The following is a 24,442-nucleotide window of genomic DNA, read 5'->3' as shown; positions in this document are numbered from 1 at the left end:
ATAACATGATCTTACAAATTTCGCGTTGCCGCAAGGATGGTCCAGCAAATTCCCCCAATTATCAGAAGCAGCAAACCCGTTAGCGCAACAGCTCTGGGTTGCAAGCCGCGGCGGCGGCGCCCAAACGGCGACTCGGCAATGGCCTGGCGCACGTGGCGCGCCTCGACCACGGTGGCGTCGGCGGCGAAGGCCGCTAGCAGCGCCTTGTCGGCCAAGATATTGATGCGGCGGACGATGCCTTCCGACGCCTCGGCGATCAGCCGCGCCGCGGCCGGGCTGAACAGCGCGCCGCCCTCGGCATGGCCGGCTGCCCGCAGCCGGTGGGCCAGGAATTCGCCGGTCAGCGCCGGCGGCAGCGGCGCCACGTGGAAGCTGTGGGTGATGCGCTCCTTCAGCTGGCGCATGCTGGCCAGGCCGAGGTGCTGGTCCAGCTCGGGCTGGCCGAACAGCACGATCTGCAGCAGCTTGCTGCGCGCGGTTTCCAGGTTGGTCAGCAGGCGGATGGCCTCCAGCGTGTCGAGCGGCATGGCCTGCGCTTCCTCGACCAGCAGCACCACCTGGCGGCCGGCGCTGTGGCGCGCGATCAGCTCGGCATGCAGGCTGCGCTGCACCTCGTCGGTGCGCAGGCCGTGCGTCGGCAGGCCCAGCTCGGCGGCGATGGCGTACTGCACCTCCTGCGGATCGAGGTTGGGATTGACCAGGTAAATCACGTCGATGTGCGGCGGCATGCGGCTTTCCAGCATGCGGCACAGCATGGTCTTGCCGGTGCCGACCTCGCCGGTCACCTTGATGATGCCCTCGCCATGGCCGACCGCGTACAACATGGCGTCGAGAATATCGCCGCGCTCGCTGCCGGCATAGAAGAAGGCCGGATTGGGCGTGATGTTGAAGGGCGACTCGCGCAGGCCGAAATGGGACTGGTACATGGTCTGGGTCTGGGTCTGGCTCACGCAATGCAAGCCAGGAAGGCTTGTTCGAGGGTGTCGGCGCTGTAGCGGGCGCGGCACTCGGCCGGGGTGCCGGCAAAGCGGATGCGGCCATCGTGCAGGATGGCCATGCGGTCGCACAGCTCGTCCACGTCGGCCAGCGCGTGCGAGGTCAGGAACAGCGTGCTGCCGGCACGGTGCAGCGCGCGCAGTTGCGCCTTCAGCAGCGCGCGCGCCTTGGGGTCGAGGCCGCTCATCGGCTCGTCCAGCACGTACAGCGGCTTGCGCGCCAGCAGGCAGGCGGCCAGGCCCAGCTTCTGGGTCATGCCCTTGGAATAGCTGCGCACGGTCTTTTTGAGGGCGTCCTGGTCCAGGTCGAGCGCGGCCAGCATGGCGGCCACCGCGTCCGGCTGGTAGGGCAGGCCCTGCAAGGTCAGCAGATAGCGGATGAAGTCGGCGCCGGTCAGGTAGTACGGCGGCGTGAAGCGTTCGGGCAGAAAGCCCAGCGGCTGGCGCGCGGCCGGCCGGTGGTGCGGCTGACCGAAAATGTCGATGCCGCCGCCGTCCAATGCACAAAAATCCAGCAAGCACTTGATCAGACTAGTCTTGCCGGCGCCGTTGACGCCAACCAGGCCAAAACACTCGCCGGCGCGCAGTTCCAGATCGACGCCATGCAGCACCGTGGCCGTGCCGTAGCGTTTGACGACGTGCTGAAAGCGCAGGGCGGGGACGGTCATGGATCGTGGCGACGAAAGAAACGAGCAACACTGTAGCGCATCCGTCCAAAGAAAGCGACACCTCACTCGCTCTGCCAGCCCATCTGTCATAGAATGGCCGCAAGTTTTGGTGACAATTGACAAGGAGCGGGCATGTCCAGGCCAGAAAAAGTACGGTTGGGTGAAATTCTGGTGCAGCAGAAACTGCTCTCCGAGGAGCAGCTGGGCCTGGCGCTGGCCGATCAGAAGCGCAGCGGACGCAAGCTGGGCCGCGTCTTCGTCGAGAACGGCTATGTTACTGAGGAACAGATCGCCGGCGCGCTGGCGCGGCAGCTCAACATCCCGTACCTGAACCTGAAATTCTTCAACATCAATCCGGAGATTGTCCGGCTGCTGCCGGAAACCCAGGCGCGGCGCTTCCGCGCGCTGGTGCTGGAAGACCGCCATGGCTCGCTGCTGGTCGGCATGTCCGACCCGACCGACCTGTTCGCCTACGACGAAATCGCCCGCATCGTGCGCCAGGATATCTCGCTGGCGGTGGTCAACGAAACCGAGGTGATGGCGGCCATCGACCGCATCTACCGCCGCACCGAGGACATTTCCGACCTGGCGCGCGAGCTGGAGCAGGACGTCGGCGACGTCTCGGTGGACTTTGGCGCGCTGGCCGCGGCCAATCCCAACGTTGAAGAAGCGCCGGTGGTCAAGCTGCTGCAATCGGTGTTCGAGGACGCGGCGCAGGTGCGCGCGTCCGACATCCACATCGAACCGCAGGAAGGCCGGCTGCAGATCCGCTTCCGCATCGACGGCGTGCTGCACCTGCAAACCGAGGCCGACATCAAGATCGCGCCGTCGCTGGCGCTGCGCCTGAAGCTGATGTCCGACCTCGACATTTCGGAAAAACGCCTGCCGCAGGACGGCCGCTTCGCCGTGCGCGTGAAAAACCAGCGCATCGACGTGCGTATCTCCACCATGCCGACCCAGTACGGCGAATCGGTGGTGATGCGTCTGCTGAACCAGGGCGGCACCCAGCTGAAGCTGGACGCCATCGGCATGCCGCGCGGCCTGCTGGAAAAGTTCCGCGCCATCGTCCAGCGCCCGAATGGGCTGGTGCTGGTGACCGGGCCGACCGGTTCCGGCAAGACCACCACCTTGTATTGCGCGCTGTCGGAGCTGAACTCGGTCGAGAAAAAGCTGATCACGGTTGAAGACCCGGTGGAATACCGGCTGGCCGGCATCAACCAGGTGCAGGTCAACGACAAGATCGACCTCAACTTCGCCCGCGTGCTGCGCTCGGCGCTGCGGCAAGACCCGGACATCGTGCTGGTCGGCGAGATGCGCGACCAGGAAACCGCCGCCATCGGCCTGCGCGCCGCCATGACCGGCCACCTGGTGCTGTCGACGCTGCACACCAACGACGCCGTCAGCACGCCGCTGCGCCTGATGGACATGGGCGTGCCGCGCTACATGGTCGGCTCGTCGTTGCAGGCAGTGCTGGCGCAGCGCCTGGTGCGGGTGATTTGCGAAAGCTGCACCACGCCGTACGAGCCGACGCCGACCGAGCGTGAATGGCTGAGCCTGGAACTGAACGACAAGGTCGACAAGGCGCGCTACTTCCACGGCAAAGGCTGCTCGCACTGCAACGGCATGGGCTATCGCGGCCGCACCGGCGTCTACGAACTGCTGGAAATGACGCGCTCGGTGGTGGACGCCGCCAACGATCCCGACCCGTCCAACTTCCTCAAGGTCGCGCAGCAGCAGATGGCTGGCGAAACGCTGCGCCGCCACGCCGTCCAGCTGGTCGTTCAGGGACGGACCACGATTTCGGAAGCCATGCGCATCAGCAACCAGGTCGAGGACTAAGCCGTGCCATTCTTTGCCTACAAGGGCCGCAACGCGCGCGGCGAGCTGATGCAAGGCGTGCTGGAGGCGGCCGACAGCGGCGCCGTGGCCGACCAGCTCTTTAATACGGGCGTGACGCCGATCGAGATCAACGTCACTACCCGCAAGACCGCCGATGGCGAAACCTGGTGGGCCAAGCTGCTGGAGAAAAAGGTCACGTCGATGGACGTGCAGCTGTTCAGCCGGCAGATGTATACGTTGCTCAAGTCGGGGGTGCCGATCATGCGCGGGCTGGCCGGCTTGCAGGAGTCGGCGGTCAGCAAATCGTTTGGCAAGGTGATCAAGGATTTGCGCGAGTCGCTGGACTCGGGCCGCGAGTTGTCATCCGCCATGCGCCGTCATCCGGACGTGTTCACGCCGTTTTACCTGTCGATGGTGCGGGTGGGGGAGATGACCGGCCGTCTGGAGGAAGTGTTCCTGCGCCTGTTCGACCACCTGGAGTTCGACCGCGACATGCGCGAGCGCGTCAAGACGGCGATGCGCTATCCGAGCTTCGTGGTGTTTGCCATGATTGCCGCGATGGTGGTGGTCAATATCTTCGTGATTCCCGCGTTCGTGGGCGTGTTCTCCAAATTTAACGCCGAGCTGCCGCTGATGACGCGGATTTTGATTGCCACGTCCAACTTCTCGGTACGCTACTGGCCGGTGCTGGCGGTGGCGGTGGCGGCATCCGTGTGGGGTTTCCGCATGTGGGTGGGTACGGCCAAGGGACTCTATCAGTGGGACAAGATCAAGCTGAAGATTCCGGTGGCCGGCAAGATCATTCTGAAGGCCACGCTGGCGCGGTTTGCCCGCAGCTTTTCTTTATCCAGCCGCAGCGGGGTGCCGATTGTGCAGGCACTGTCGGTGGTGGCGCAGACGGTTGATAACGCCTACCTGACGGCGCGCGTGGAACAGATGCGCGACGGCGTGGAGCGTGGCGAAAGCATTCTGCGCACGGCCACCGCCACCAACGTGTTCACGCCGATCGTGTTGCAAATGATCGCGGTGGGCGAGGAGAGCGGCTCCATCGACGAACTCATGGACGAAATCGCCCAGATGTACGAGCGCGAGGTGGACTACGAATTAAAAACATTGTCCTCGCAGATCGAGCCTATTTTGATTGTATTCCTGGGAGTTATGGTGCTGATTCTGGCGCTGGGCATCTTCTTGCCGATCTGGGACCTGGGCAAGGCTGCCTTGCATCATTGATTGTGAAATCATGGCTTTTTTGACAATGCTTGTGACTGGAAAACAACGCGGCGCAAGTTTATTGGAGTTCGCGGTGGCTATCCTTGTGGTAGGGATTTTGATGGGATTGCTGTTGCAACGGCTGTGGTTCTATCAGGGCGAGGCCGAGCGCGTGGCGGTGCAAATGACAGTGGCCAATGTACGTGCCGCCTTAGAAATTAAGGCTACGCAATCAAAATTGCTGGGACGCAGCAATGATTTAACGTTGTTGACCGAAGAAAATCCGCTGAATTTGTTAAAAAATAAACCTGTCAATTATGCAGGGGAGTTTTTCAGTCCAAGCGACGACGACATCGGCGAGGGGAATTGGTGCTTTGATCGCACCGATAAAAGTCTGATTTATTTGTTAAATTTCGGAAAATCTTTTGAAGATGCCCAAACGAAACGTTTGAAATTCAAGGTAAAATTGCTCCGGTTGCCCCATAGCCCCGCCAAGCCGTCAGGCGCACCCGAATCCGCAGGTGTGGCCTTTGAGCAAGTGAAGGACTAGCGCAATCCGCGCAAATTTTTCGACGATTTGGAGAGTGTAATGAACAAGCAAGCGAGCATCGCATCCCGTCAACGCGCCCAAGGCGGTTTCACCCTGATCGAACTGATAGTGGTGATCGTTATTCTGGGTATTCTGGCCGCGACTGCGTTGCCCAGGTTTGCCAATATGGGGGGGGACGCACGCGCGGCGTCGCTGAACGCTGCCCGTGGCGCTTTGAATACCACGGTGTCGATGATGCATGGTCAGTTTCTGATTAACCCGAATGGTCCGTTTGTCAACGAAGGCGTGACCATTACGAATACCAATGGCTATCCTGGCGCAGACGCGAACACGACAGCCGCAGCCGGGATTAATGCACCTGACTATTTCGTTACTGTAGGTTCGGCAGCGAATGCCGCAGCGACCGCGAACCGTCCGGGCGTTCCCGCCGGCAGTCTGCTTGTGCAGCCGCAAAGTGTGTCAGCCAATGCCGCAGGCCTGACCTGTTACGTGCTGTACACCGCTGCGACCTCGGCCAATAATGTGGTGACGCCACCGACTGTGGCGCTGCCGAACGCTATCAACTGCAACAACTGATGCGATCGGGCGGCGTAGCCAGCCGCCAGCGGGCGGACGGCTTCACGATTGTGGAGCTGGTCACGGTGATTGTGGTGGTCGGCATCCTGGGCGCCATCGGCGCCGCCCGGTTCTTTGACAACACGGCGTTCGAGAACCGCGCGTATGCCGATCAGGTCCGCAGCTTGCTCCGCTACGCGCAAAAAATGGCCATCGCGCAGAACCGCTCAATCTTCGTCCGTTCGGACGGTAACAGCTTTGCCGTGTGCTCCAATGCCGCCTGCGACGTCAACGGCATGATCGTCGCACCGGGCGGCAGCAACAACGGCAGCACCGCCACCAAACAATACTGCCAGCAGGGCAATGCCTACGCCGCGCAATGGATGTGCATCGGCCGTCCGGCCAACGTGGCCGTGGCCGCCGAGGCGACGCGTCCGGAACTGGGCAATGGCGGTTTCTTTTCCTTCGATGGCCTGGGGCGCCCATACAATCGCAATGGCACGCCAATGACATCAACGAATGACCAACAGGCCGGTGTGCCGATGGCGAACCTGCCGGCCATGACGTTGACCTTCAGCAGCGGCACCAACACCGCCCGCCTGAGCATCTGGCCGGAAACCGGATATGTGCAAAATGCGCCGTGACGCCCGCCGCCAGCGTGGCCTGACTATCATCGAGCTGGTGATTTTCATCGTCATCGTCGGCATCGCCGCCGCCGCGCTGGTGCAGGTGCTGAATCTGGCCAGCCGCAACAGCGTCGACCCGGTACGCCGCAAGCAGGCGATGCTGATTGCCGAGGCCTACATGGAAGAGGTGATGCAGGCGCAGTTTACAGCCTGCGATCCTGGTGATTCCAATGCCGCCAACGCCACCGTTAAAGCCGACTGCGCGAATGTACCGGAAGACTTCGGCCCGGAGACCGGCAACCTCAATCGTCCGTTTGATAACATCAACGATTACATCCCTAACCCTAACCAGGTGGGGACGCCTTACCGTGCTTTCCAGGCGACGATTGGCGGCAATGCGGTCGATGTCGATGTTGCCGGCAACCCGCTGGGCGCCAGTGCGGTTGGCGGTACGCTAGGCAAGAGCGGGCTGGAGGGCATCGTCACCACACTGACGCTGGACCCGGTGGCCACGCTGGGCAATTTGAGTTCCAGCTACGCCAACAACAACTACGACAACGTGCGCATACTGCACATCACCATCACCACCACGTACGCGCCTGGCCAGTCAATCGTGCTGGAAAGCTATCGTACGCGCTATGCGCCGGGGGCGCGATGATGGCGCCTACCGTCACGCGCGCGCGCGGCTTTACGCTGGTCGAGGCGATTGTCGTCATGGTGCTCACCGGCATTTTGGCCGGCATCATGGTGGTGTTCATCCGCAATCCGGTGAGCAGCTATGTCGACACCGCCGCCCGCGCCGAGTTGACCGATGTGGCCGACATTGCCCTGCGACGCATGGCGCGCGAAATTCGTACCGCGGTGCCCAACAGCATCCGCTTTACGGCGTCCGGCAACACTTCTTTCCTGGAATTCATCCCGAGCCACGCTGGCGGCCGCTACCTCGCCCAGGACGATGGGGCGGCGCCCGCGTCACCGCCGCATCAATCGCTGAACTTTGACCCCAGCATCACTTCTAACCAGTTTGAAGTAGTCGGTCCGATTGCGTCGGCGCAGCCGCAATCCGCCATCGCGCCAGGCGATTACATCATCCTCAGCAATTTCGGCACGGGCTTCCTCAACGTCAACGGCGACGCCTACGCAACCGATGGGAGCGGCAACCTCGCTAGAAATGTCGCCGTCGTCAGTGCGTTTGACGGCAAGGTTGTGACACTGGTGAGCAACCCCTTTCCCGGCGTCGTCAATCCGCCCGCCAGCAAGCGCTTTATTGTGGCAAACCAGCCAGTCACTTTCGCCTGCGTGAACGACCCGTCGACTGGCCGCGGACGGTTAATGCGCTATTCGAACTACGGTCTTCGGGCCAACCAGGTCGATCCGGGCAGCCTCAATTTGCTGCCGGCACAGCAAGTCAAGATGACGCTGATGGCTGATAACGTTGTGGGCTGCAACTTTTCCGTTACCGCCCTGGCCAACCGCCAGGCAGCGCTGGTCGGTCTGGGCATTGCGCTGGCGCGGCCCAAGCCGGGCGCGGCCGCCACCGATCTGGAGACGGTCACATTGGCCCAGCAAATTCACGTGGATAACACACCATGAAGCCATCGATATTCAGGCGCGGCCAATCGGCCGGTATCGCCATCGTGACGGCGATCTTTCTGCTGGTGGTGGTGGCCGGACTGGTGGTGGCCATCGTCTCGCTGACGACCACGCAACAGGATGCGTCAGCCAAGGACTTGCAAGGCACGCGCGCCTACCTGGCCGCGCGTTCCGGGATCGAGTGGGCGTTATACCAGGCGCTGCAGACACAGCAGCCCCCGCAGCCTTCGACGGCGCTGGGATGTAATCCGACTAGTCCGCCGCCCGTCAACATTACCGTCCCGGGTGCGACGCTGTCGGCGTTCCGGGTGACGGTGCGCGTGACTTGTGACCAAGGGGTAAGCGGCATCGCCGGTGGCGGGCCGAATGATGCAACTGCGTTTCACGTCTTCATCGAGTCCACCGCGTGCAGCCAGCCGGGAGCGGACGGGTTCTGCCCCAATGCCGCGCCGGGGCCGGATTATGTGCAGCGCCGGGTCACGGCGCAGCTTTAGTGTCGCATCTGTGGGGAAATGTGGCTGTTTTTACAGAAGTGTTGTCAATTTGGGCATGAATTGTCTGGTAAGTTGAATATAATCAAGCATCTAGCGCGTAAACCTCGTGTATTGAGATATGGGTTTCTTTAAAAGAGCGAAAAAGACCGATGGCTGGCTGACCGTCACGTTCCAAAAGGACGGCATTTGCGCCGCGCGCGTGCAGCGTGTGCGCGACGCCAAGGCTATTGTCGAGGTGGCGGCCTTCTATCCGGCCGACAGCAGCTTTTCGCCCGAGGCGCTGGAGCGCCTGAACAAGGATCTGAAGGCCGGCAGCTACTACAGCGGCACCATGCTCAGCGGCGGCGAGTATCAGTTGCTGATGGTGGACGCCCCCAACGTGCCGCAGGACGAGTTGAAAACCGCCGTGCGCTGGCGCTTGAAGGATATGCTCGACTTCCACATCGACGACGCCACCATCGATGTGCTGGACATTCCGGTCGACAGCAATGCCGCTGCGCGCGGCCATTCGATGTTTGCCATCGCCGCGCGCAACGCGCTGATCCAGTCGCGCCAGACGCTGTTCAGCGAAGCCGCGCTGGACCTGACCGTGATCGATATCCCGGAGATGGCACAACGGAACATCTCGGCGCTGCTGGAGACCGAGGGCCGCGGCCTGGCCATGCTGTCCTTCGACGCCGACGGCGGCTTGCTGACCATTACCTACAAGGCCGAGCTGTACCTGTCGCGCCGCATTGATGTGACGCTGGAGCAGTTGCTGGAGCGCGATTCGATCCGCCAGCAAAGCCACTTCGACAAGATCACGCTGGAGCTGCAGCGCTCGCTGGATCACTTCGACCGCCAGTTCTCGTTTGTGAACGTGCTGAAGCTGTTGCTGGCGCCGACCGGCGCCGAAGGCTTGCACGAGCACCTCACCGGCAACCTGTACATGCCGGTGGAGGCGATGGGGCTGGAGGACGTGTTCGACCTCGGCAAGGTGCCGGCATTGCAGGACGTAGAACAGCAGCGGCGTTTCTTCCTGCCGCTGGGCGCGGCCCTGCGGCACGAGGAGGTGCGGCTGTGAGCCAGCAGATCAATCTGTTCAATCCCATCTTCCTCAAGCAGAAGAAGATTTTCACCGCCTTGCCGATGGCCGAGGCGCTGGGCGTCATCGTGGCCGGCGCCTTGCTGCTGGACTGGTACGCGTCGCGCCAGGTAGCCGAGCTGCAGCGCGAGGCGGACGAGGGCAAGGCCATGCTGGCGGTGCGCGAGCAGCGTCTGGTCAAGGCCGGCCAGCAGTTCGCGCCGCGCGCCAGCGATCCGCGCCTGGCGGCCGAACTGGCGGACGCGCAGGCCGAGCTGAAGGCGCTGAATGATGTGTCGGCGGTGTTGCAGGGCGGCGCGCTGGGCAACACGAATGGCTATGCCGAGTACTTCCGCGCGTTGTCGCGCCAGAACGTCAGCGGTTTGTGGCTGACCGGCGTGACCATCAATGGCGCCGGCAATGATATCGGCGTGCAGGGCAGGGCCATGCAGGCGACGCTGATCCCGAATTACATCGCGCGCCTGACCGGCGAGCGCGTCATGCACGGCAAGAGTTTCGCCAGCCTGGATATCGGCCGGCCGGATGCGGCGCCGGCTGCGAGCACCACCGCGAGCGCCGCGCCGGCAGCGGCGACGGTGGCGTCAGCGGCGCCATCGTCCGCGCCGTTCGTGGAGTTCAGCCTGCAATCGACTCCGGCGCAGGAGACGGCCAAATGAAGCAGCAACTGTTGCAACAATGGATTAAGCTGAGCACCAGGCTGGATGCGATGACGCTGCGCGAACGCTCCATGGTGTTCTCGGCGGTGGTGGCCGCCATCCTGTTCCTGATCTACACGGTGTCGGCCGAGCCGTTGCTGAACAAGCAGAAGGCGCTGCGCCTGCAGATCAAGCAGCAGCAGAACCAGATCGCTGGCATCGATATGGAAATCGTCGCCAAGGCGCAGGGCTTCAAGGTGGATCCGGATGCGGGGATCCGCGAGCAGCTGGCCAAGGTGCGTAACCAGATCGACGCCACCAGCACCAGCCTGATGGCGGTGCAAAAAGGCCTGGTGGCGCCGGACAAGATCGCGCCGCTGCTGGAGCATCTGTTGCGCGGCAACGGCAAGCTGAAACTGATTTCGATGAAGACGCTGCCGGTGACCGGCCTGAACGAGGCGGCCAAGCCAGCGGCGGCTGCGCCGGCCCAGACGCCAGCGCCGGCAGCGGCTGCCGCTGCGGCGCCGGCCGGCCAGCCAGCGGCGGCCAAGCCGCACGAGTTGCTGTACCGCCATGGCGTGGAAATCGTCGTGCAAGGTGGTTATGTGGACATGGTCAATTACATGGCCGCGCTGGAGGCGCTGCCGGTACAGCTGTTCTGGGGCAAGGCCAGCCTGGACGCGCAGCAGTATCCGAATTCGCGCCTGACGCTGACCCTGTACACGCTGAGCCTGGATCAGAAATGGATGAAACTATGAACCGCCTGATGAAGCTGGGCGCCGGCGTCGCGTTGTCGCTGCTGCTGTTTGCCGCCGGCGCGCAGACGCTGACCGATCCGACCCAGCCGCCGCCGGAGTCGCGCCTGCTGCCAGCCAGCGTCAGCGATGTCCCGGTCTATACCGGCCCGCAACTGCAGTCGGTGCTGATCGGCTCGCACGGCCGGCAGGTGGCGGTGATCGACGGCCAGACCATCCGCAGGGGCGAGAAGTTCAAGGGCGCCACGCTGGTGCAGGTCAACAAGAATTCCGTGGTGCTGCAAAACGGCCGCAACAAGCAAGTGCTGACCTTGTTCCCGGACGAGGGCAAGAAGCCCGCTCATTAAACGCGAAGAACGCATATGCAAAAAATCCTCACCCTCGCTGTCGTGACCGCGCTGCTGCTCAGCGGCTGCCAGACGCCGTCCACGCGCGACACCTACGACAAGATCAGCAACGAGGTCAACGCGGCCGCCGCCAAGCCGGCCGTTGTGGGCCAGACCGATGCGGTGGCCAGCGCCTTGCTGCCGCCGGTGTCGCAGATGGCCGACCAGCTGCCGAAGGCGCGCGCGGTGCTGGAGGAGCGCTTCAATGTGTCGTTCAACAATGTGCCGGTGCAGCAGTTCTACAATTCCATCGTGGCCGGCACCCGCTACAACATGCTGATCAATCCGGAAGTGACCGGCACCGTCACCGCCAACCTCAAGGATGTGACGCTGTTCGAGGCGCTGGATGCGATCCGCGAGCTGTACGGCTACGATTACAAGGTGGAGGGCACGCGCATCTACATCCGTCCGCTGACCATGCAGACCAAGATGTTCAAGATCAACTATCTGACGGCCAAGCGCAAGGGGCAGTCCAGCCTGCGCGTGTCGTCGACCTCGGTCGCCAGTGCCGGCACCAGCAATAGCGGCGGCCAGAACAACAACGGCAACAACAATAACAACAACGGCGGCAATAACGGCGGCAGCGATCCGAACAATCCCAACGGCGGCACGCAGCAGCAGCGCGACTCGGCCAATGTGTCCACCACGTCGGAAAGCGATTTCTGGCTGGAGCTGAAGACGGCGCTGGAGGCGCTGGTCGACACCGCCAAGGAGGGCCGCAGCGTGACCATCAGCCCGCAGTCCGGTGTGATCGTGATCCGCGCCATGCCGGACGAGCTGCGCAACGTCGACATGTACCTGAAGGCGACGCAGATTTCGGTCGACCGCCAGGTGATTTTGGAGGCCAAGATTCTGGAAGTGGAGCTGAACAGCAATTACCAGAGCGGCGTCAACTGGGCGGCGTTCGGCAAGTTCGCGGCGGGTGGCAACAACCGCTTCTCGGCCGGCACCCTGCAGCCGGGCACCACGCTCGGGCCGCTGGGCACGCCGTTGAGCAGCGGCTCGGGCGGCATCACCGCGTCGCCGGGCAGCAGCATTGGCGCCGCCGGCGACGCGGTCGGCTCGCTGTTCGGCTTGGCGTTCCAGACCAGTAATTTCGCCGCGCTGATTTCCTTCCTGGAGGGACAGGGCACGGTGCATGTGCTGTCCAGCCCGCGTATCGCCACGCTGAACAACCAGAAAGCGCTGCTGAAGATCGGCACGGACGAGTTCTTTGTCACCGGCGTCAGCACCACCACGACCACCAGCGGCACCGGCACCGGCGTCACCACGCCGAGCCTGACGCTGCAACCGTTCTTCTCCGGCGTGGTGCTGGATGTGACGCCGCAGATCGATGAGGATGGCAACATCATCCTGCACGTGCACCCGTCGGTCAGCCAGGTGTCGACCGTCAACAAGGGCCTGAACCTCGGTTCGCTGGGCAACTTCACGTTGCCGCTGGCGTCGTCGTCGACGTCGGAGATGGATAGCATGGTGCGCGGCCAGAACGGCCAGGTGGTGGCCATCGGCGGCCTGATGCGTCAGGCCACGACCACCGATAATTCCGGCGTGCCGGGCGCCAACAAGGTGCCGGTGCTGGGCGCGCTGTTCGGCAGCAAGAGCGAGGTGCTGCAGAAGCGCGAGCTGGTGGTGTTGATCAAGCCGACCATCGTCGAGACCTCGTCCGACTGGAATCAGGATCTGCTGGACAGCGGCCGCCGCCTGAAAGAACTGGATCCGGGCCGGGGCAGGGGACGTTAATCATGTACAGCAAACACTTCGGCCTGCGCGAGGCGCCGTTCAGCATCACGCCGGACACCAGCTATTTCTTCACCAGCCCGCATTCGCAGGAGGCGCTGAATACCTTGCTGGTGGCGGCCAAGAGCGGTGAGGGCTTCATCAAGATCACCGGCGAGGTGGGCACCGGCAAGACGCTGCTGTGCCGCAAGTTCATCGCCACGGTGGGGCCGGAGTTCGTGACGGCGTATATTCCCAATCCGTACCTGGAGCCGCGCACGCTGATGCTGGCGCTGGCCGATGAGCTGGAGGTGGCGCTGGAGAAGGATGTCGATCAGCACCAGCTGCTGAAGTCGATCACGCAGCGGTTGATGGATCTGGCGCGCGAGGGCAAGCAGGTGCTGCTGTTGCTGGACGAGGCGCAGGCGATTCCGACCGAGAGCCTGGAGGCGCTGCGGCTGCTGACCAATCTGGAAACCGAGAAGCGCAAGCTGTTGCAGATCATTCTGTTCGGACAGCCGGAGCTGAATCAGCATCTGCAGGCGACGTCGATACGCCAGCTGGCGCAGCGCATCACCTTCCACTATCACCTGGGGCCGCTGTCGCGGGATGATATCGAGTATTACATCGCGCACCGGTTGCGCGTGGCCGGCTATACCGGCGGACGGCTGTTCAACCGGGCGGCGATTTCGCGGCTGTACAAGGCCAGCGGCGGCATTCCGCGGCTGGTCAACATCATGGCGAACAAGTCGCTGATGCTGTGCTTTGGCGAGGGCAAGCAGCAGGTGACGCGGCGTCATGTCAGCCTGGCGGCCAGCGATACGGTGTCGTCGGGCGGCCGATTGCGCTGGCCCTGGATGGCGGCTGGTGTAAGCTTGCTGATCGCCGCTTGCGGCCTGACCTGGGCGCTGACCAAATGAGCCTGATTAATAAAATGTTGCAGGACCTGGACGCGCGCGGCGGCGGCGCGGCATCGGCTGTGCAGCAGCCGGAGGTGAAATCGGTGCCGTCCGGCGAGCGCGATCGCCGGCCGCTGGTGATCGGCGGCGCGGTGGCGGGGGTGCTGGTGGTGGCGGCCGGTGGATGGTTCGGCTGGCGCTACTGGCAGGCCCATCGCGCGCCGGCCGGGCCGGTGCCGATTGTGCAGGATAACCGGATTCCGGATAAACCGCGCTTCCAGGAACCGCCGGCATCGGCCGCCGCGCTATCGTCCGCCGCCGCCCCGGTCGCTCAGGCGGGCGCGCAGGGCGAGGTCGCAGCGTTGGCCGCCGCCAAGCCCGCTGCGCCGCACACCGACGCGTCGCCCGCAGCGAAGGACGGAGCGCCGCGCGCCGATGCGCTATCCGCCGCCAAAGCAGGAATGCCGCACGACGACGGGCAGGCTGCCATGCATGGTGCGGCGCCAGTCTCGGATGCGCTCTCCGCCGGTGCGCCGGTCGCTGCGAACGCCAGGCGGACGCGTGCTGACATGCGTTCCGCCGCAGCTGATGCTGGCGAGGCGCCGGCGGAAACGACCGCAGCCGCACCAGTCGTCAAACCGGCGCGCAAAGCCGCGCGCGGCACCGCAGCCACTGGCGCTTCTCCTGCAGACGGTGTAGTCGTGCGCGAACTGACGCCCAAGCAGATGTCGGAAAATAGCTACCGCCGCGCCCTGGTGGCGCTGCAGGAAGGCCGCGTCAGCGCCGCCCTGGCCGATCTCGACAAAGCGGTCGAAGTCGACCCGCGCAACGACGCCGCGCGCCAAACCTACGTCAGCCTGCTGTTGGAAAACCGCCGCACCGACGACGCCATCCGCCAACTGCGGCTGGCGCTGGGCATCGAACCACGCCAGCCCGGCCTGGCCATGGTGCTGGCCCGCCTGCAACTGGAAAAAGGCGGCCCGGCGCTGGACACGCTGCTGAAAACCCTGCCATACGCCACCGGCAACGCCGACTACCAGGCTTTCCTGGCCGGCGTGCTGCAACGCGAACAGCGCCACGCCGAAGCCGCCCAGCACTACCGCGACGCGCTGGCCATCGCGCCCTCCAACGGCATCTGGTGGATGGGACTGGGCATCTCGCTGCAAGCCGACCAGCACCTGCCGGAAGCGCGCGAAGCCTACACCCGCGCGCGCGGCAGCGCCGGCCTCACGCCCGAACTGAAGGCCTTCGTCGACAAAAAGATCGAGCAACTGTCGCGCTAAGTCGCGGCGGGAGGGCGCCGGCAACGCCGGTCACAGGCTGGCCTGGGCGCCCCAGATCTGCTTCATGCTGAAGCGGGTCGAGGCCTGGTCCTCGCTCAGGCCCTCGGCGATGGGCAGCGGGCCGTCGCCGAGGCAGCGCGGTTGCGCCGGCGACAGCAGCGCGCCGCTGGCGTCGCGCAGGTAATGGATCTGCAGGCCGCTGCTGCAGCCCTGGCGGCGGCTGACCACGCCGATCTCGCCGCCCTCCAGCCGCACCAGGCAGCCCGGCGGAAAGTCGCCCAGCTCGCGCTGGAAGCAAGCGGCCAGTTGCGCGTCGACCGGCGCCTCCCTGTCCTCGATCAGGTTGCGCAGCGCCAGGCTGGGCAGGATGGACTTGCGGTAGTTGCGGGCCGACACCTGCGCGCAGTAGCGGTCGGCAAAACTCAGCAGCTTGGCGTTGAGCGTCACCTCCGGGCTGGCCAGGCCGGCCGGATAGCCGCTGCCCTCGTCGTTCTCGTGATGCATCAGCACGCACGAAATCCAGTCATCGTCATCGACGCCGACGCAGCGCAGCATGTCGGCGCTTTCCTCCGGATGGCGGCGCACGATGGCCATCTCTTCCTTGCTGAGCGGCGCGTTCTTGTTCTGGAAGCCCTCGTGATGGCGCAGCATGCCGACGTTCATGGTCAGCGCGGCGGCGGTCACGGTCAGCGTGTGGCCGGTGCCCATGCCCATGCTGCGGGCGATCACCACCGTCACCACGGCGGTTTCGATGCAGTGGCGCACCGCGTACATGCCGTTGATCTGGCTGAGGAAGATGCAGGCCAGCGCCACGTCCGGGTTGATGTCGACCGCGCGGATGACGTCGCGCGCGATGTCGCGCACCTCGGCCTCCGCGTTGTGCTCGTTGCGCAGGTTGTGCAGCAGGCGCTCCAGCCGGCGGTTGCACAGATTGAGCTGGTGCAGCACCGACGGCGTCGCTTCCGCCAGCAGCGGCGGTTCCAGGTGAGTCATCCCGGTCATGGTCGATCCGATCTTAAACTGTGGCCAGCCGCTCCAGGGCGAGCGCCAGCGTCTCATCTTGTTTGGCAAAGCAGAAGCGCACGATGCCCGATTCCTTGCCCTGCTGGTAAAACGCCGACACGGGAATGGCCGCCACCTTGATCTCGGTGGTCAGCCACTCGGCGAACGCGGCTTCCGTCAGTGTGGAGATTTTATCGTAGCGCACGCACTGGAAGTAGGTACCGTCGGCTGGCAGCAACTCAAAACGCGAATTTTTCAGGCCGTCGCGGAACAGGTCGCGCTTGCGCTGGTAAAACGCCGGCAGTTCCGTGTATGGCCGGGGATCGGTCATGTAGCTGGCGATGCCATGCTGCATCGGCGTGTTGACGCTGAAGACGTTGTACTGGTGCACCTTGCGGAATTCGGCCATCAGCGCGGCCGGCGCGGCCACGTAGCCGATCTTCCAGCCGGTGACGTGGTAGGTCTTGCCGAAGCTGGACACCACGAAGGCGCGCGCCGCCAGTTCCGGGTAGCGGCTGACCGATTCGTGCGGGTGGCCGTCGTAGACCATGTGTTCGTACACCTCGTCCGACAGGATCAGCACGTCGGTGCCGCGCACGATGTCGGCCAGCGCTTGCAGGTCGGCTGCGCGCAGCACGGTGCTGGTGGGATTGTGCGGCGTGTTGATGATGATCAGGCGCGTTTTGCCGCTGACGGCGGCGGCTACCTTGTCCCACGGTACGGTGTAGCCGGCGGCGCCGACTTCCATTTCCACCGGCACCGCCACGCCGCCGGCCAGCGTAATCGCCGGTACATAGCTGTCGTACACCGGCTCGATGACGATGACCTCGTCGCCTGGGTGGACGCAGCAGAAAATCGCCGTGGTCAGCGCCTGGGTGGCGCCGGCGGTGACGGTGATTTCGCTGTCGACGTGGTATTCATGCCCGTACAGCGCGGCGATCTTGGCGACGATGGCCTGGCGCAGCACCGGCGCGCCGCTCATCATCGGGTACTGGTTGAAGTCCGCCTGCATGGCGTCGTTGACGGCGGTGATCAGGCCGCGGTCGCAGCCAAAATCCGGGAAGCCCTGGCCAAGGTTGACCGCGCCGGCCTGCGCCGCCAGTTGCGACATGCGGGTGAAAACGGTGGTGCCCACCGCCGGCAGGCGGGTGGTCAGGGACGGCGTCATCGGCGGATCATTACGGCTGTTCATGGGCGGCGGAAGAGGTGATGGATGACCTATTCTAGCGCAATCCACTTTTCCGGTTGCATCACCTTGAACATGCCTTCGCGGGCCAGGCGGCGGGCCAGTTTCAGCAGCGCCTTGTCCTTGGTAATCAGCACCTCGGCGCCGGCGTCGCGGGCGATTTCGAGGAATTTCTGATCGGCCTTGTCGCTGCACACCGGCAGCTTGATGCCGTTGTCGGGCGGCGCCACCACCTTGATCATGGCGTCAAAGCGGGCGGCGGCCAGCGGGCGGCTGTCGTCGTCCAGCGGCAGGTGCTTGTAGTGCAGCACGATGTGGTATTCGTCGCGGCAATCGGCGCGGGTCACGGCTTCGATCTCGCCGCGTTCGATGGCGTCCACCAGCTTGGCCCAGCGCGGGTCGTTGAACACGAACAGGTCGAGGCAAACGTTGGTGTCGATAACGACTTTCTTTGGAACAGGTATCATGTAGGCTAGTTACGTAACAATGTATTTTGGAATCTTATGCTGATAGTGCTTTCCCCGGCAAAAAGTCTCGACCTGGAGACGCCACCGACCACCACGCTGCACACCGAACCGTCGTTTCTCGATCACTCCGAACAACTGATCCACCGCCTGCGCGAATTTTCGCCGGCCGAGCTGGGTGAGCTGATGGACCTGTCCGATAACCTGTCCGCGCTGAACGTCGCCCGCTATGCGAGCTGGACCAAGGATACCCGCGACGCCCGCCAGGCGGTGATGACCTTCAACGGCGATGTCTACGACGGGCTGGACGCGCGCACGCTGGCGCCCAAGCAACTGGATTACGCGCAAGCGCGCATCCGCATTCTTTCCGGCCTGTACGGCATGCTGCGGCCGCTGGACCTGATCCATCCGCACCGGCTGGAGATGGGCACGCGCCTGACCACGGCGCGCGGCAAGAGCCTGTACGATTTCTGGGGCGACACCATCGCCAACGCGCTGAACCAGACGGCGCGCGAGCAGGGGGCGGAGACGCTGGTTAACCTGGCGTCCGAGGAGTACTTTAAATCGGTGAAGCCGAAGGCGCTGGGGCTGCCGGTGCTGACGCCGCTGTTCGAGGACTTCAAGAACGGCAAGTACAAGATCATCTCGTTCTACGCCAAGCGCGCGCGTGGCCTGATGGCGCGCTACGCGGCCGTCAAGGGCATCACCGATCCGCAGAAGTTGAAAAAGTTCGACGTCGATGGCTATCGCTTTGTGCCGGACGCGTCTGACGAGAAGACCTGGATTTTCCGCCGCAAGCTGGAGGCCTGAACGCGTCATTCCGGCGCAAGCCGGAATCCATGCTGAGCGTGTTGTGACGCGTTCTATGGATTCCGGCCTGCGCCGGAATGACTGCGGGGTGGGGTTACATCGAGGCGTTGGAGCTCCAGAACCTCCACCAGTGGCGCTCGGCTTTCTTGCCTTCGTCCAGGAACTTGGAGTTCGGGTAGTTGAGCTTGAACACGCGCTCGGTGTCGTTCTTCAGCTCGGTCATGCCCAGCTTGTCGTAGCTGCGGATCATGATGAACAGCGCTTCCTCGATCGCCGGCGTGTCGCGGAAGTCGCTCATGATGCCCATCGCGCGGTTGGCGGCGGCCAGGTAGGCGCCGCGACGGTAGTAGTAGCGTGCCACGTGAATCTCGTACGACGCCATCGCGTTCAGCAGATAGCGCATGCGGTCCAGCGAATCCGGCGTATACTTGCTATTCGGGAACTTGGTCACCAGCTCCTTGAAAGCCGCGTACGCTTCGCGCGTGGCTTTCGGGTCGCGCTCGGTGGCGTCCTGCTCGTAGATAAAGTTCAGGAAGCTGACCTGGTCGTTGAAGTTGATCAGGCCGCGCAGGTAGTACATATAATCGACGTTGGCGTGGTTCGGGTGCAGCTTGATAAAGCGCTCGACCGCCGCCAGCGCCTGCGCCTGGTCCTGCGATTTGTAGTAGGCGTAGGCGATATTCATCTGCGCCTGCTGGGCGTAGGTGCCGAACGGATAGCTCGATTCCAGCTTCTCAAACAACTGAATTGCGCGCTCGTAGTGCTGGCCTTCCAGTTCTTCGTTCGCCTCCGAGTATAATTTCGATGCGCTCCAACCTTTTGTTTCGTCGATCTTTTCAGAGAAAAGGCCGCAACCGGACAAACCAAGCAGAACAACCGTTGCCGCAACTACCGATAATTTTTTTTGCATATCTTTTGCAAGAAACTGTTTAACCAAAGTTTTACGAGGCTAATTATAGCCGATAGGATTACCGTGATATTAAACGCAAAGCCGAATTTGGCCGAATCTTCCTCCGAACACGATGCCGACGCCGAGTTGCTGGCCAACGACGCCGATTTCGGCGACGAGGACGACGGCCTGGCGCCGATCGAACTGCAACTGGCCCCCGAACACTGCGGCCAGCGGCTGGACAAGGTCATCTCCGGCCTGGTGCCGCAATTCTCCCGCGGCCGCCTGCAGACCTGGATCACCGACGGTTTCGTGACGGTGGACGGCAAGCCGGCCAAAAGTACCAAGGACACCGTCTACGGCGACGAGAAGGTCATCATTCTGCCCCAACCGGAGCCGGAAGACGAGGCTTTTAAGCCGGAACCGATCGACCTTAACATAGTTTTTGAAGATGACCACCTGATCGTCATCAACAAACCGGCCGGCCTGGTGGTGCATCCGGGCGCCGGCAACTGGTCCGGCACGCTGCTCAACGGCCTGCTGCACCATTGCCCGCAACTGGCCGGCGTGCCGCGCGCCGGCATCGTCCACCGCCTGGACAAGGACACCAGCGGCCTGATGGTGGTCGGCAAGACGCTGGCCGCGCAGACCGACCTGGTGCGCCAGCTGGCCGCGCGCACCGTCAAGCGCGAGTATTTCGCTTTGGTGTGGGGCACGCCGCGGATTAGCGGTACTATTGATGCGGCGATGGGCCGTCACCCGCGCGACCGCATCAAGATGGCGGTGTCGACCGGCATGGGCTCCAAGCCGGCCATCACCCACTACCAGCTGCTCGCCAGCGGCAAGCTGGGCGAGGGCCGTCCCGTCAGCCTGGTGCAGTGCCGCCTGGAAACCGGCCGCACCCACCAGATCCGCGTGCACATGATGTCGATCGGCTTCCCGCTGGTGGGCGACACGGTGTACGGCAAGCAGCACCTGGCCGACTATTTCCCGCGCCAGGCGCTGCAGGCACGCCGCCTGGGCCTGACCCATCCGGCCACCGGCGAGGCCTGCGAGTGGCTGGTGCCGTTGGCCGAAGACTTTGCCGAATTGCTGGCACGGGCCGGCATCGAGGAACCGGAACAGATTTGATGTCTATACAGCAGCAGTGGTTGTTCCCGCACTGGCCGGGCTTGCCAGACAACGTGGGCGCGCTGTCGACCACGCGGCGCGGAGGCGTCAGTCCGGCGCCGTATGACGACGGCATGGGCGCCGGCGGCCTCAACCTTGGCACCCACGTCGGCGACCTGCCGCACAACGTCGCCCGCAACCGCGCCATCCTGCGCGCCATGCTGCCGGACGAGCCGGTGTGGCTGTCGCAGGTGCACGGCACCACGGTGGTTGACGTGGCCGAGGTCGGCCCGCAACAGGTGCCGGAGGCGGACGCCAGCCTGTCCACCACGCCCGGCAAGGTGTGCGTGATCATGACCGCCGACTGCCTGCCGGTGTTGTTTGCCGACAAACAGGGCAAGACCGTGGCCGCCGCCCATGCCGGCTGGCGCGGGCTGGCCGCCGGTGTGCTGGAAAATACCGTGGAAGCGATGCGCGCGGCCGGCGCCGGCGAACTGACCGCGTGGATGGGGCCGGCCATCGGCCAGTACCGCTTCGAGGTCGGGCCGGACGTCCGGCAGGCTTTCCTGCAAGGCGCGCGCGACGCCTCCGGCACGCGCCACGTGGAAGCCGCGTTCAGCGTCGTCGAGGACAAGCCGGGCAAGTACCTGGCCGACATCTACGCCCTGGCGCGTTATCTGCTGCACCGGGCCGGCGTGGCCGAGGTGCATGGCGGCGAGTTCTGCACTGTCTCCAATTCCGGCCGCTTCTATTCCTACCGCCGGGACGGCGTCACCGGCCGCCAGGCCACCTTGATCTGGCTCAAATGAACTTAGCGCGGGAGGGCTTGATCTTGTCGAGCGGCGTCCCGCATCTGCGCTTCCGCGGCGCGGCGGCGCGCCTTGCGTCGGCCGCTGCCGGCGATGTACATCACGGTGCTCAGCGGCAGCACACAGTAGAACAAAAACGTTACAATTCCCGCAACGATGGAAGGCTCGGTCAGCGCCATCAGGCCGACCACGTAGATCCAAGCAATAGCGACAATCAGCATGGTGTTTAACTCACTTTAGGGAACCACAGATGAATTTGCCCGATCCTCAAGCTTTTGCCACCGCCTGGATGCAGTCCAATCCCATGGCCGCCATGATGCAGGATGTCGGCGCCCACATCAAGCCGGAGGCAATGGAGGAACTGAAGAATGCTTACCTGAGGGATTTCGGCGCATTGTGGCAAGACTTGTTGGCCGGGAAGACGCCGGCCGTCAGCGACCGCCGCTTCAGCTCGGCCGCATGGCAGGGCAACCCGATGTCGGCGTTCAACGCCGCCGCCTATCTGCTGAACGCGAAGTTTCTCACCGCGATGGTGGACACGGTCGAGGCCACGCCGCAGCAAAAACAGAAGATCCGCTTCGCCGTGCAGCAGCTTGTCGACGCCATGTCGCCGGCCAACTTTCTGGCCACTAACCCGGAAGCGCAGCAAAAGCTGATCGAAACCAAGGGCGAGAGCCTGACGCGCGGCCTCGCCAATATGCTGGGCGACCTGCACAAGGGCCACATTTCGCTGTCGGACGAGTCGGCGTTTGAGGTCGGCCGCAACCTGGCGATCAGCGAGGGCACGGTGGTGTACGAAAATCCGCTGTTCCAGCTGATCCAGTACACGCCGAAGACCGCCACCGTCAACCAGACGCCGCTGCTGATGGTGCCGCCTTGCATCAACAAGTTCTACATCCTCGACTTGCAGCCGGAAAATTCGCTGGTCAAGTACGCGGTGGAGCAGGGCAATACGGTGTTCCTGGTGTCGTGGGCCAATCCCGACCAGTCGCTGGCGCAGACGACGTGGGACGATTACGTCGACAAAGGCGTGATCCAGGCCATCCGCGTGGTGCAGGAGATCAGCGGTGAACAGCAACTCAACATGTTCGGCTTTTGCGTCGGCGGCACCATCGTGGCCACCGCGCTGGCGGTGCTGGCCGCGCGCGGCGAGCAGGTCGCCAACAGCCTGACGCTGCTGACCACCTTCCTCGACTTCCGCGACACGGGCGTGCTGGATGTGTTTGTCGACGAAACCCAGGTATCGCTGCGCGAGCAGCAACTCAAGGGCGGCGGCCTGATGCCGGGGCGCGACCTGGCCACCACCTTCTCCAGCCTGCGTCCGAACGATCTGGTGTGGAACTACGTGCAGTCCAACTACCTGAAGGGCAACGACCCGGCCGCCTTCGACCTGTTGTACTGGAATTCGGACAGCACCAATCTGCCGGGGCCGATGTTCTGCTGGTATCTGCGCAACACCTACCTGGAGAACAAGCTCAAGGACGGCAAGCTGAAGGTGGCCGGCGAGACGGTCGACCTGCGCGCCATCGACGCCCCGGCCTTCGTCTACGGCTCGCGCGAGGACCACATTGTGCCGTGGCCGTCGGCCTTCGATTCGCTGGCGATTTTGAGCGGCCCGACGCGTTTCGTGCTGGGCGCCTCCGGCCACATCGCCGGCGTGATCAACTCGCCGGCCAAGAACAAGCGCAGCTACTGGACCAACGACAGCGGCAAGGCGAACACGGCCGACGCCTGGTTTGCCGGCGCCGCCGAGCACCCGGGCAGCTGGTGGCCGGAGTGGGCCGCCTTCCTGAATGAAAACGGGGGTAAAAAAGTCAAGCCGAAGTCGAAACCGGGCAACGCCAAATACAAGCCGATCGAAGCCGCGCCGGGACGTTACGTCAAAGTCAAAGCTGATTAGCACCCCGGACGGAAGGGGCGGACCCCGTACGGGGTCCGACCCTGGCTGCTGCGCTGTGCGGGTGGCGCCGGTGCCATCCGAACACGCAACAATTAGCTGCGTTGCAATAAAAGGGCAAAACTTATATCAGATTGTGCAAGTTATTCCTTTTCACCCCTATAATAAGGAAAGTAGGCACGCGGGAATTGGACAACCCGTCCACTTTCTTTCCGATTTTTAAGAGACATGCGCTGCGGCGCAATAAACGGACTTGTGATGAGTAGTGCGAAAAAAAATGCTGACCGCCTGATCAAAAAATATCCGAATCGTCGTCTGTACGACACGCAGACCAGCTCCTACATCACGTTGACCGACGTGAAACAGCTGGTGCTGGACAACGAGGAGTTCACCGTTGTCGATGCCAAGACCAATGAAGACCTGAGCCGCAGCATCTTGCTGCAGATCATCCTGGAGGAAGAGGCCAGCGGCGCGCCGATGTTCTCCAGCGACGTGCTGGCGCAGATCATCCGCTTCTACGGCCACGCCATGCAGGGCATGATGGGCTCCTACCTGGAAAAGAACGTCCAGGCCTTCACCGACATCCAGCGCAAGTTCACCAGCACGGCGGTGGGCGGCCAGCCGTTCAGCCCGGAAATGTGGACCCAGTTCATGAATGTGCAGGGTCCGATGATGCAGGGCATGATGAACAACTACATCGACCAGAGCAAGAGCCTGTTCGTGCAGATGCAGGAGCAGATGCAGAACCAGAGCAAGAACCTGTTCGGCAGCTTCCCGTTCGCGCCGGTGCCGCCAACCGACAAAAAGTAATTCCGCTACGTCGCCAACTGGTCGACAGACGGCACAGCTCCGCTCGGCGCTGTGCCGTTTTCGTAACTGGATTACAAATTTCCCACAATTCCGTTGACACCTGAATTTCTTCAGTATTACTATTGACAACATTATGTGGAAGCGCTTCCACTCCCTGTGTCAGTGAAGGAGTTTTTGT

General features: G+C 63.4%; 27 protein-coding genes. 20 read left to right on the top strand and 7 right to left on the bottom strand.

Features of this window, described 5'->3' with window-relative positions:
• Positions 1-11: 11 nt before the first annotated feature.
• Positions 12-950: an ExeA family protein gene (locus FHW58_RS08220; RefSeq protein ID WP_373996642.1), complete on the bottom strand. Its 939-nt coding sequence runs from the start codon at positions 948-950 to the stop codon at positions 12-14.
• The gene (locus FHW58_RS08215) at positions 947-1,663 is read right to left on the bottom strand and encodes an ABC transporter ATP-binding protein (RefSeq protein ID WP_179672551.1); all 717 of its coding nucleotides are present in this window, start codon (positions 1,661-1,663) and stop codon (positions 947-949) included. Before FHW58_RS08215 ends, FHW58_RS08220 begins: the two co-directional genes overlap by 4 nt.
• A 132-nt stretch (positions 1,664-1,795) precedes the next feature.
• Between FHW58_RS08215 and FHW58_RS08210 the strand changes: the two genes are divergently transcribed.
• From FHW58_RS08210 to FHW58_RS08140, 15 genes are all read left to right on the top strand, one after another.
• On the top strand, positions 1,796-3,502 hold the full coding sequence (locus FHW58_RS08210; RefSeq protein WP_179672550.1) for a GspE/PulE family protein: 1,707 nt from the start codon (positions 1,796-1,798) through the stop codon (positions 3,500-3,502).
• Positions 3,503-3,505: 3 nt separating this feature from the next.
• Positions 3,506-4,732: a type II secretion system F family protein gene (locus FHW58_RS08205; RefSeq protein WP_179672549.1), complete on the top strand. Its 1,227-nt coding sequence runs from the start codon at positions 3,506-3,508 to the stop codon at positions 4,730-4,732.
• 10 nt (positions 4,733-4,742) lie between these two features.
• Positions 4,743-5,261 (top strand): type II secretion system protein, encoded by a 519-nt coding sequence (locus tag FHW58_RS08200; protein WP_179672548.1) that lies wholly within the window; start codon positions 4,743-4,745, stop codon positions 5,259-5,261.
• Positions 5,262-5,300: 39 nt separating this feature from the next.
• A complete protein-coding gene (locus FHW58_RS27785; protein WP_179672547.1) occupies positions 5,301-5,837 on the top strand; it encodes a type II secretion system protein in 537 nt (178 codons plus the stop codon).
• Positions 5,837-6,460, top strand: a complete 624-nt coding sequence (locus tag FHW58_RS08190; RefSeq protein ID WP_179672546.1) for a prepilin-type N-terminal cleavage/methylation domain-containing protein — start codon at positions 5,837-5,839, stop codon at positions 6,458-6,460. Before FHW58_RS27785 ends, FHW58_RS08190 begins: the two co-directional genes overlap by 1 nt.
• Positions 6,450-7,100: a type II secretion system protein gene (locus tag FHW58_RS08185; RefSeq protein WP_179672545.1), complete on the top strand. Its 651-nt coding sequence runs from the start codon at positions 6,450-6,452 to the stop codon at positions 7,098-7,100. Before FHW58_RS08190 ends, FHW58_RS08185 begins: the two co-directional genes overlap by 11 nt.
• Positions 7,097-8,035, top strand: coding sequence for a type II secretion system protein J (locus FHW58_RS08180; RefSeq protein ID WP_179672544.1), 939 nt, complete (start codon positions 7,097-7,099; stop codon positions 8,033-8,035). The genes FHW58_RS08185 and FHW58_RS08180 overlap by 4 nt, the downstream gene beginning before the upstream one ends.
• The gene (locus FHW58_RS08175; protein WP_179672543.1) at positions 8,032-8,529 is read left to right on the top strand and encodes an agglutinin biogenesis protein MshP; all 498 of its coding nucleotides are present in this window, start codon (positions 8,032-8,034) and stop codon (positions 8,527-8,529) included. The genes FHW58_RS08180 and FHW58_RS08175 overlap by 4 nt, the downstream gene beginning before the upstream one ends.
• Before the next feature lie 118 nt (positions 8,530-8,647).
• Entirely contained in the window at positions 8,648-9,592 is a 945-nt protein-coding gene (locus FHW58_RS08170) for an agglutinin biogenesis protein MshI (RefSeq protein WP_179672542.1), read from the top strand.
• Positions 9,589-10,269 carry a hypothetical protein gene (locus tag FHW58_RS08165; RefSeq protein WP_179672541.1) on the top strand — a complete coding sequence of 227 codons (681 nt, stop codon included), beginning with the start codon at positions 9,589-9,591 and terminating at the stop codon, positions 10,267-10,269. Before FHW58_RS08170 ends, FHW58_RS08165 begins: the two co-directional genes overlap by 4 nt.
• A complete protein-coding gene (locus FHW58_RS08160) occupies positions 10,266-11,006 on the top strand; it encodes a hypothetical protein (RefSeq protein ID WP_179672540.1) in 741 nt (246 codons plus the stop codon). Before FHW58_RS08165 ends, FHW58_RS08160 begins: the two co-directional genes overlap by 4 nt.
• The gene (locus FHW58_RS08155) at positions 11,003-11,350 is read left to right on the top strand and encodes an MSHA biogenesis protein MshK (RefSeq protein ID WP_179672539.1); all 348 of its coding nucleotides are present in this window, start codon (positions 11,003-11,005) and stop codon (positions 11,348-11,350) included. Before FHW58_RS08160 ends, FHW58_RS08155 begins: the two co-directional genes overlap by 4 nt.
• Before the next feature lie 15 nt (positions 11,351-11,365).
• Positions 11,366-13,129, top strand: a complete 1,764-nt coding sequence (gene mshL / locus FHW58_RS08150; RefSeq protein WP_179672538.1) for a pilus (MSHA type) biogenesis protein MshL — start codon at positions 11,366-11,368, stop codon at positions 13,127-13,129.
• A 2-nt stretch (positions 13,130-13,131) separates the two neighbouring features.
• Positions 13,132-14,025: an ExeA family protein gene (locus FHW58_RS08145; RefSeq protein ID WP_179672537.1), complete on the top strand. Its 894-nt coding sequence runs from the start codon at positions 13,132-13,134 to the stop codon at positions 14,023-14,025.
• Positions 14,022-15,287 carry a tetratricopeptide repeat protein gene (locus tag FHW58_RS08140; RefSeq protein ID WP_179672536.1) on the top strand — a complete coding sequence of 422 codons (1,266 nt, stop codon included), beginning with the start codon at positions 14,022-14,024 and terminating at the stop codon, positions 15,285-15,287. The genes FHW58_RS08145 and FHW58_RS08140 overlap by 4 nt, the downstream gene beginning before the upstream one ends.
• 30 nt (positions 15,288-15,317) lie before the next feature.
• On the opposite strand, the gene FHW58_RS08135 is transcribed toward FHW58_RS08140, so the two are convergent.
• Genes FHW58_RS08135 through FHW58_RS08125 form a run of 3 tightly spaced genes read right to left on the bottom strand, consistent with a single transcriptional unit; the run spans position 15,318 to position 17,942 of the window.
• Positions 15,318-16,289, bottom strand: a complete 972-nt coding sequence (locus tag FHW58_RS08135) for an HD-GYP domain-containing protein (protein ID WP_179672535.1) — start codon at positions 16,287-16,289, stop codon at positions 15,318-15,320.
• 13 nt (positions 16,290-16,302) lie between these two features.
• On the bottom strand, positions 16,303-17,481 hold the full coding sequence (locus FHW58_RS08130) for a pyridoxal phosphate-dependent aminotransferase (protein ID WP_179672534.1): 1,179 nt from the start codon (positions 17,479-17,481) through the stop codon (positions 16,303-16,305).
• A gap of 26 nt (positions 17,482-17,507) precedes the next feature.
• Entirely contained in the window at positions 17,508-17,942 is a 435-nt protein-coding gene (locus FHW58_RS08125; protein WP_179672533.1) for a putative toxin-antitoxin system toxin component, PIN family, read from the bottom strand.
• A 36-nt stretch (positions 17,943-17,978) separates the two neighbouring features.
• Here FHW58_RS08125 and yaaA point away from each other — a divergent pair, with 36 nt between their 5' ends.
• Complete coding sequence (gene yaaA / locus FHW58_RS08120) at positions 17,979-18,749, top strand: peroxide stress protein YaaA (protein ID WP_179672532.1); 771 nt, start codon at positions 17,979-17,981, stop codon at positions 18,747-18,749.
• Between the two features lie 94 nt (positions 18,750-18,843).
• On the opposite strand, the gene FHW58_RS08115 is transcribed toward yaaA, so the two are convergent.
• Positions 18,844-19,659 carry an outer membrane protein assembly factor BamD gene (locus FHW58_RS08115; RefSeq protein WP_179672531.1) on the bottom strand — a complete coding sequence of 272 codons (816 nt, stop codon included), beginning with the start codon at positions 19,657-19,659 and terminating at the stop codon, positions 18,844-18,846.
• A gap of 87 nt (positions 19,660-19,746) precedes the next feature.
• Between FHW58_RS08115 and FHW58_RS08110 the strand changes: the two genes are divergently transcribed.
• Complete coding sequence (locus FHW58_RS08110) at positions 19,747-20,769, top strand: RluA family pseudouridine synthase (RefSeq protein WP_218892645.1); 1,023 nt, start codon at positions 19,747-19,749, stop codon at positions 20,767-20,769.
• Positions 20,769-21,557 carry a peptidoglycan editing factor PgeF gene (pgeF, locus tag FHW58_RS08105; protein WP_179672529.1) on the top strand — a complete coding sequence of 263 codons (789 nt, stop codon included), beginning with the start codon at positions 20,769-20,771 and terminating at the stop codon, positions 21,555-21,557. The genes FHW58_RS08110 and pgeF overlap by 1 nt, the downstream gene beginning before the upstream one ends.
• A 2-nt stretch (positions 21,558-21,559) precedes the next feature.
• Here the strand turns inward: pgeF and FHW58_RS08100 are convergent, their stop codons facing one another.
• Complete coding sequence (locus FHW58_RS08100; RefSeq protein WP_179672528.1) at positions 21,560-21,778, bottom strand: hypothetical protein; 219 nt, start codon at positions 21,776-21,778, stop codon at positions 21,560-21,562.
• Positions 21,779-21,807: 29 nt separating this feature from the next.
• On the opposite strand from FHW58_RS08100, the gene phaC reads away from it, so the two are divergent.
• Entirely contained in the window at positions 21,808-23,457 is a 1,650-nt protein-coding gene (phaC, locus tag FHW58_RS08095) for a class I poly(R)-hydroxyalkanoic acid synthase (protein WP_179672527.1), read from the top strand.
• A gap of 255 nt (positions 23,458-23,712) precedes the next feature.
• Positions 23,713-24,264 carry a polyhydroxyalkanoate synthesis repressor PhaR gene (phaR, locus tag FHW58_RS08090; RefSeq protein ID WP_179672526.1) on the top strand — a complete coding sequence of 184 codons (552 nt, stop codon included), beginning with the start codon at positions 23,713-23,715 and terminating at the stop codon, positions 24,262-24,264.
• Positions 24,265-24,442: the final 178 nt, after the last annotated feature.

It is taken from the genome of Duganella sp. 1224 (genome assembly GCF_013408245.1).
In the GTDB taxonomy this organism is placed as follows: domain Bacteria; phylum Pseudomonadota; class Gammaproteobacteria; order Burkholderiales; family Burkholderiaceae_D; genus Rugamonas.
The sequence above is the reverse complement of the archived record's forward strand: the minus strand, read 5'-3'. Positions and strand labels throughout refer to the sequence as shown.

Excerpts from the sequence above, each read along its gene's own strand:
- FHW58_RS08140 (WP_179672536.1), top strand. The coding sequence starts at position 14,022 with ATGAGCCTGATTAATAAAATGTTGCAGGACCTGGACGCGCGCGGCGGC.
- mshL (WP_179672538.1), top strand. The coding sequence starts at position 11,366 with ATGCAAAAAATCCTCACCCTCGCTGTCGTGACCGCGCTGCTGCTCAGC.
- FHW58_RS08210 (WP_179672550.1), top strand. The coding sequence starts at position 1,796 with ATGTCCAGGCCAGAAAAAGTACGGTTGGGTGAAATTCTGGTGCAGCAG.
- FHW58_RS08135 (WP_179672535.1), bottom strand. The coding sequence starts at position 16,289 with ATGACCGGGATGACTCACCTGGAACCGCCGCTGCTGGCGGAAGCGACG.
- phaR (WP_179672526.1), top strand. The coding sequence starts at position 23,713 with ATGAGTAGTGCGAAAAAAAATGCTGACCGCCTGATCAAAAAATATCCG.
- FHW58_RS08130 (WP_179672534.1), bottom strand. The coding sequence starts at position 17,481 with ATGAACAGCCGTAATGATCCGCCGATGACGCCGTCCCTGACCACCCGC.
- FHW58_RS08215 (WP_179672551.1), bottom strand. The coding sequence starts at position 1,663 with ATGACCGTCCCCGCCCTGCGCTTTCAGCACGTCGTCAAACGCTACGGC.
- FHW58_RS08175 (WP_179672543.1), top strand. The coding sequence starts at position 8,032 with ATGAAGCCATCGATATTCAGGCGCGGCCAATCGGCCGGTATCGCCATC.
- FHW58_RS08155 (WP_179672539.1), top strand. The coding sequence starts at position 11,003 with ATGAACCGCCTGATGAAGCTGGGCGCCGGCGTCGCGTTGTCGCTGCTG.
- yaaA (WP_179672532.1), top strand. The coding sequence starts at position 17,979 with ATGCTGATAGTGCTTTCCCCGGCAAAAAGTCTCGACCTGGAGACGCCA.
- FHW58_RS08100 (WP_179672528.1), bottom strand. The coding sequence starts at position 21,778 with ATGCTGATTGTCGCTATTGCTTGGATCTACGTGGTCGGCCTGATGGCG.
- FHW58_RS08145 (WP_179672537.1), top strand. The coding sequence starts at position 13,132 with ATGTACAGCAAACACTTCGGCCTGCGCGAGGCGCCGTTCAGCATCACG.
- FHW58_RS08115 (WP_179672531.1), bottom strand. The coding sequence starts at position 19,659 with ATGCAAAAAAAATTATCGGTAGTTGCGGCAACGGTTGTTCTGCTTGGT.
- FHW58_RS08190 (WP_179672546.1), top strand. The coding sequence starts at position 5,837 with ATGCGATCGGGCGGCGTAGCCAGCCGCCAGCGGGCGGACGGCTTCACG.
- FHW58_RS08170 (WP_179672542.1), top strand. The coding sequence starts at position 8,648 with ATGGGTTTCTTTAAAAGAGCGAAAAAGACCGATGGCTGGCTGACCGTC.
- FHW58_RS08125 (WP_179672533.1), bottom strand. The coding sequence starts at position 17,942 with ATGATACCTGTTCCAAAGAAAGTCGTTATCGACACCAACGTTTGCCTC.
- FHW58_RS08185 (WP_179672545.1), top strand. The coding sequence starts at position 6,450 with ATGCGCCGTGACGCCCGCCGCCAGCGTGGCCTGACTATCATCGAGCTG.
- FHW58_RS08160 (WP_179672540.1), top strand. The coding sequence starts at position 10,266 with ATGAAGCAGCAACTGTTGCAACAATGGATTAAGCTGAGCACCAGGCTG.
- phaC (WP_179672527.1), top strand. The coding sequence starts at position 21,808 with ATGAATTTGCCCGATCCTCAAGCTTTTGCCACCGCCTGGATGCAGTCC.
- pgeF (WP_179672529.1), top strand. The coding sequence starts at position 20,769 with ATGTCTATACAGCAGCAGTGGTTGTTCCCGCACTGGCCGGGCTTGCCA.
- FHW58_RS08180 (WP_179672544.1), top strand. The coding sequence starts at position 7,097 with ATGATGGCGCCTACCGTCACGCGCGCGCGCGGCTTTACGCTGGTCGAG.
- FHW58_RS08200 (WP_179672548.1), top strand. The coding sequence starts at position 4,743 with ATGGCTTTTTTGACAATGCTTGTGACTGGAAAACAACGCGGCGCAAGT.
- FHW58_RS27785 (WP_179672547.1), top strand. The coding sequence starts at position 5,301 with ATGAACAAGCAAGCGAGCATCGCATCCCGTCAACGCGCCCAAGGCGGT.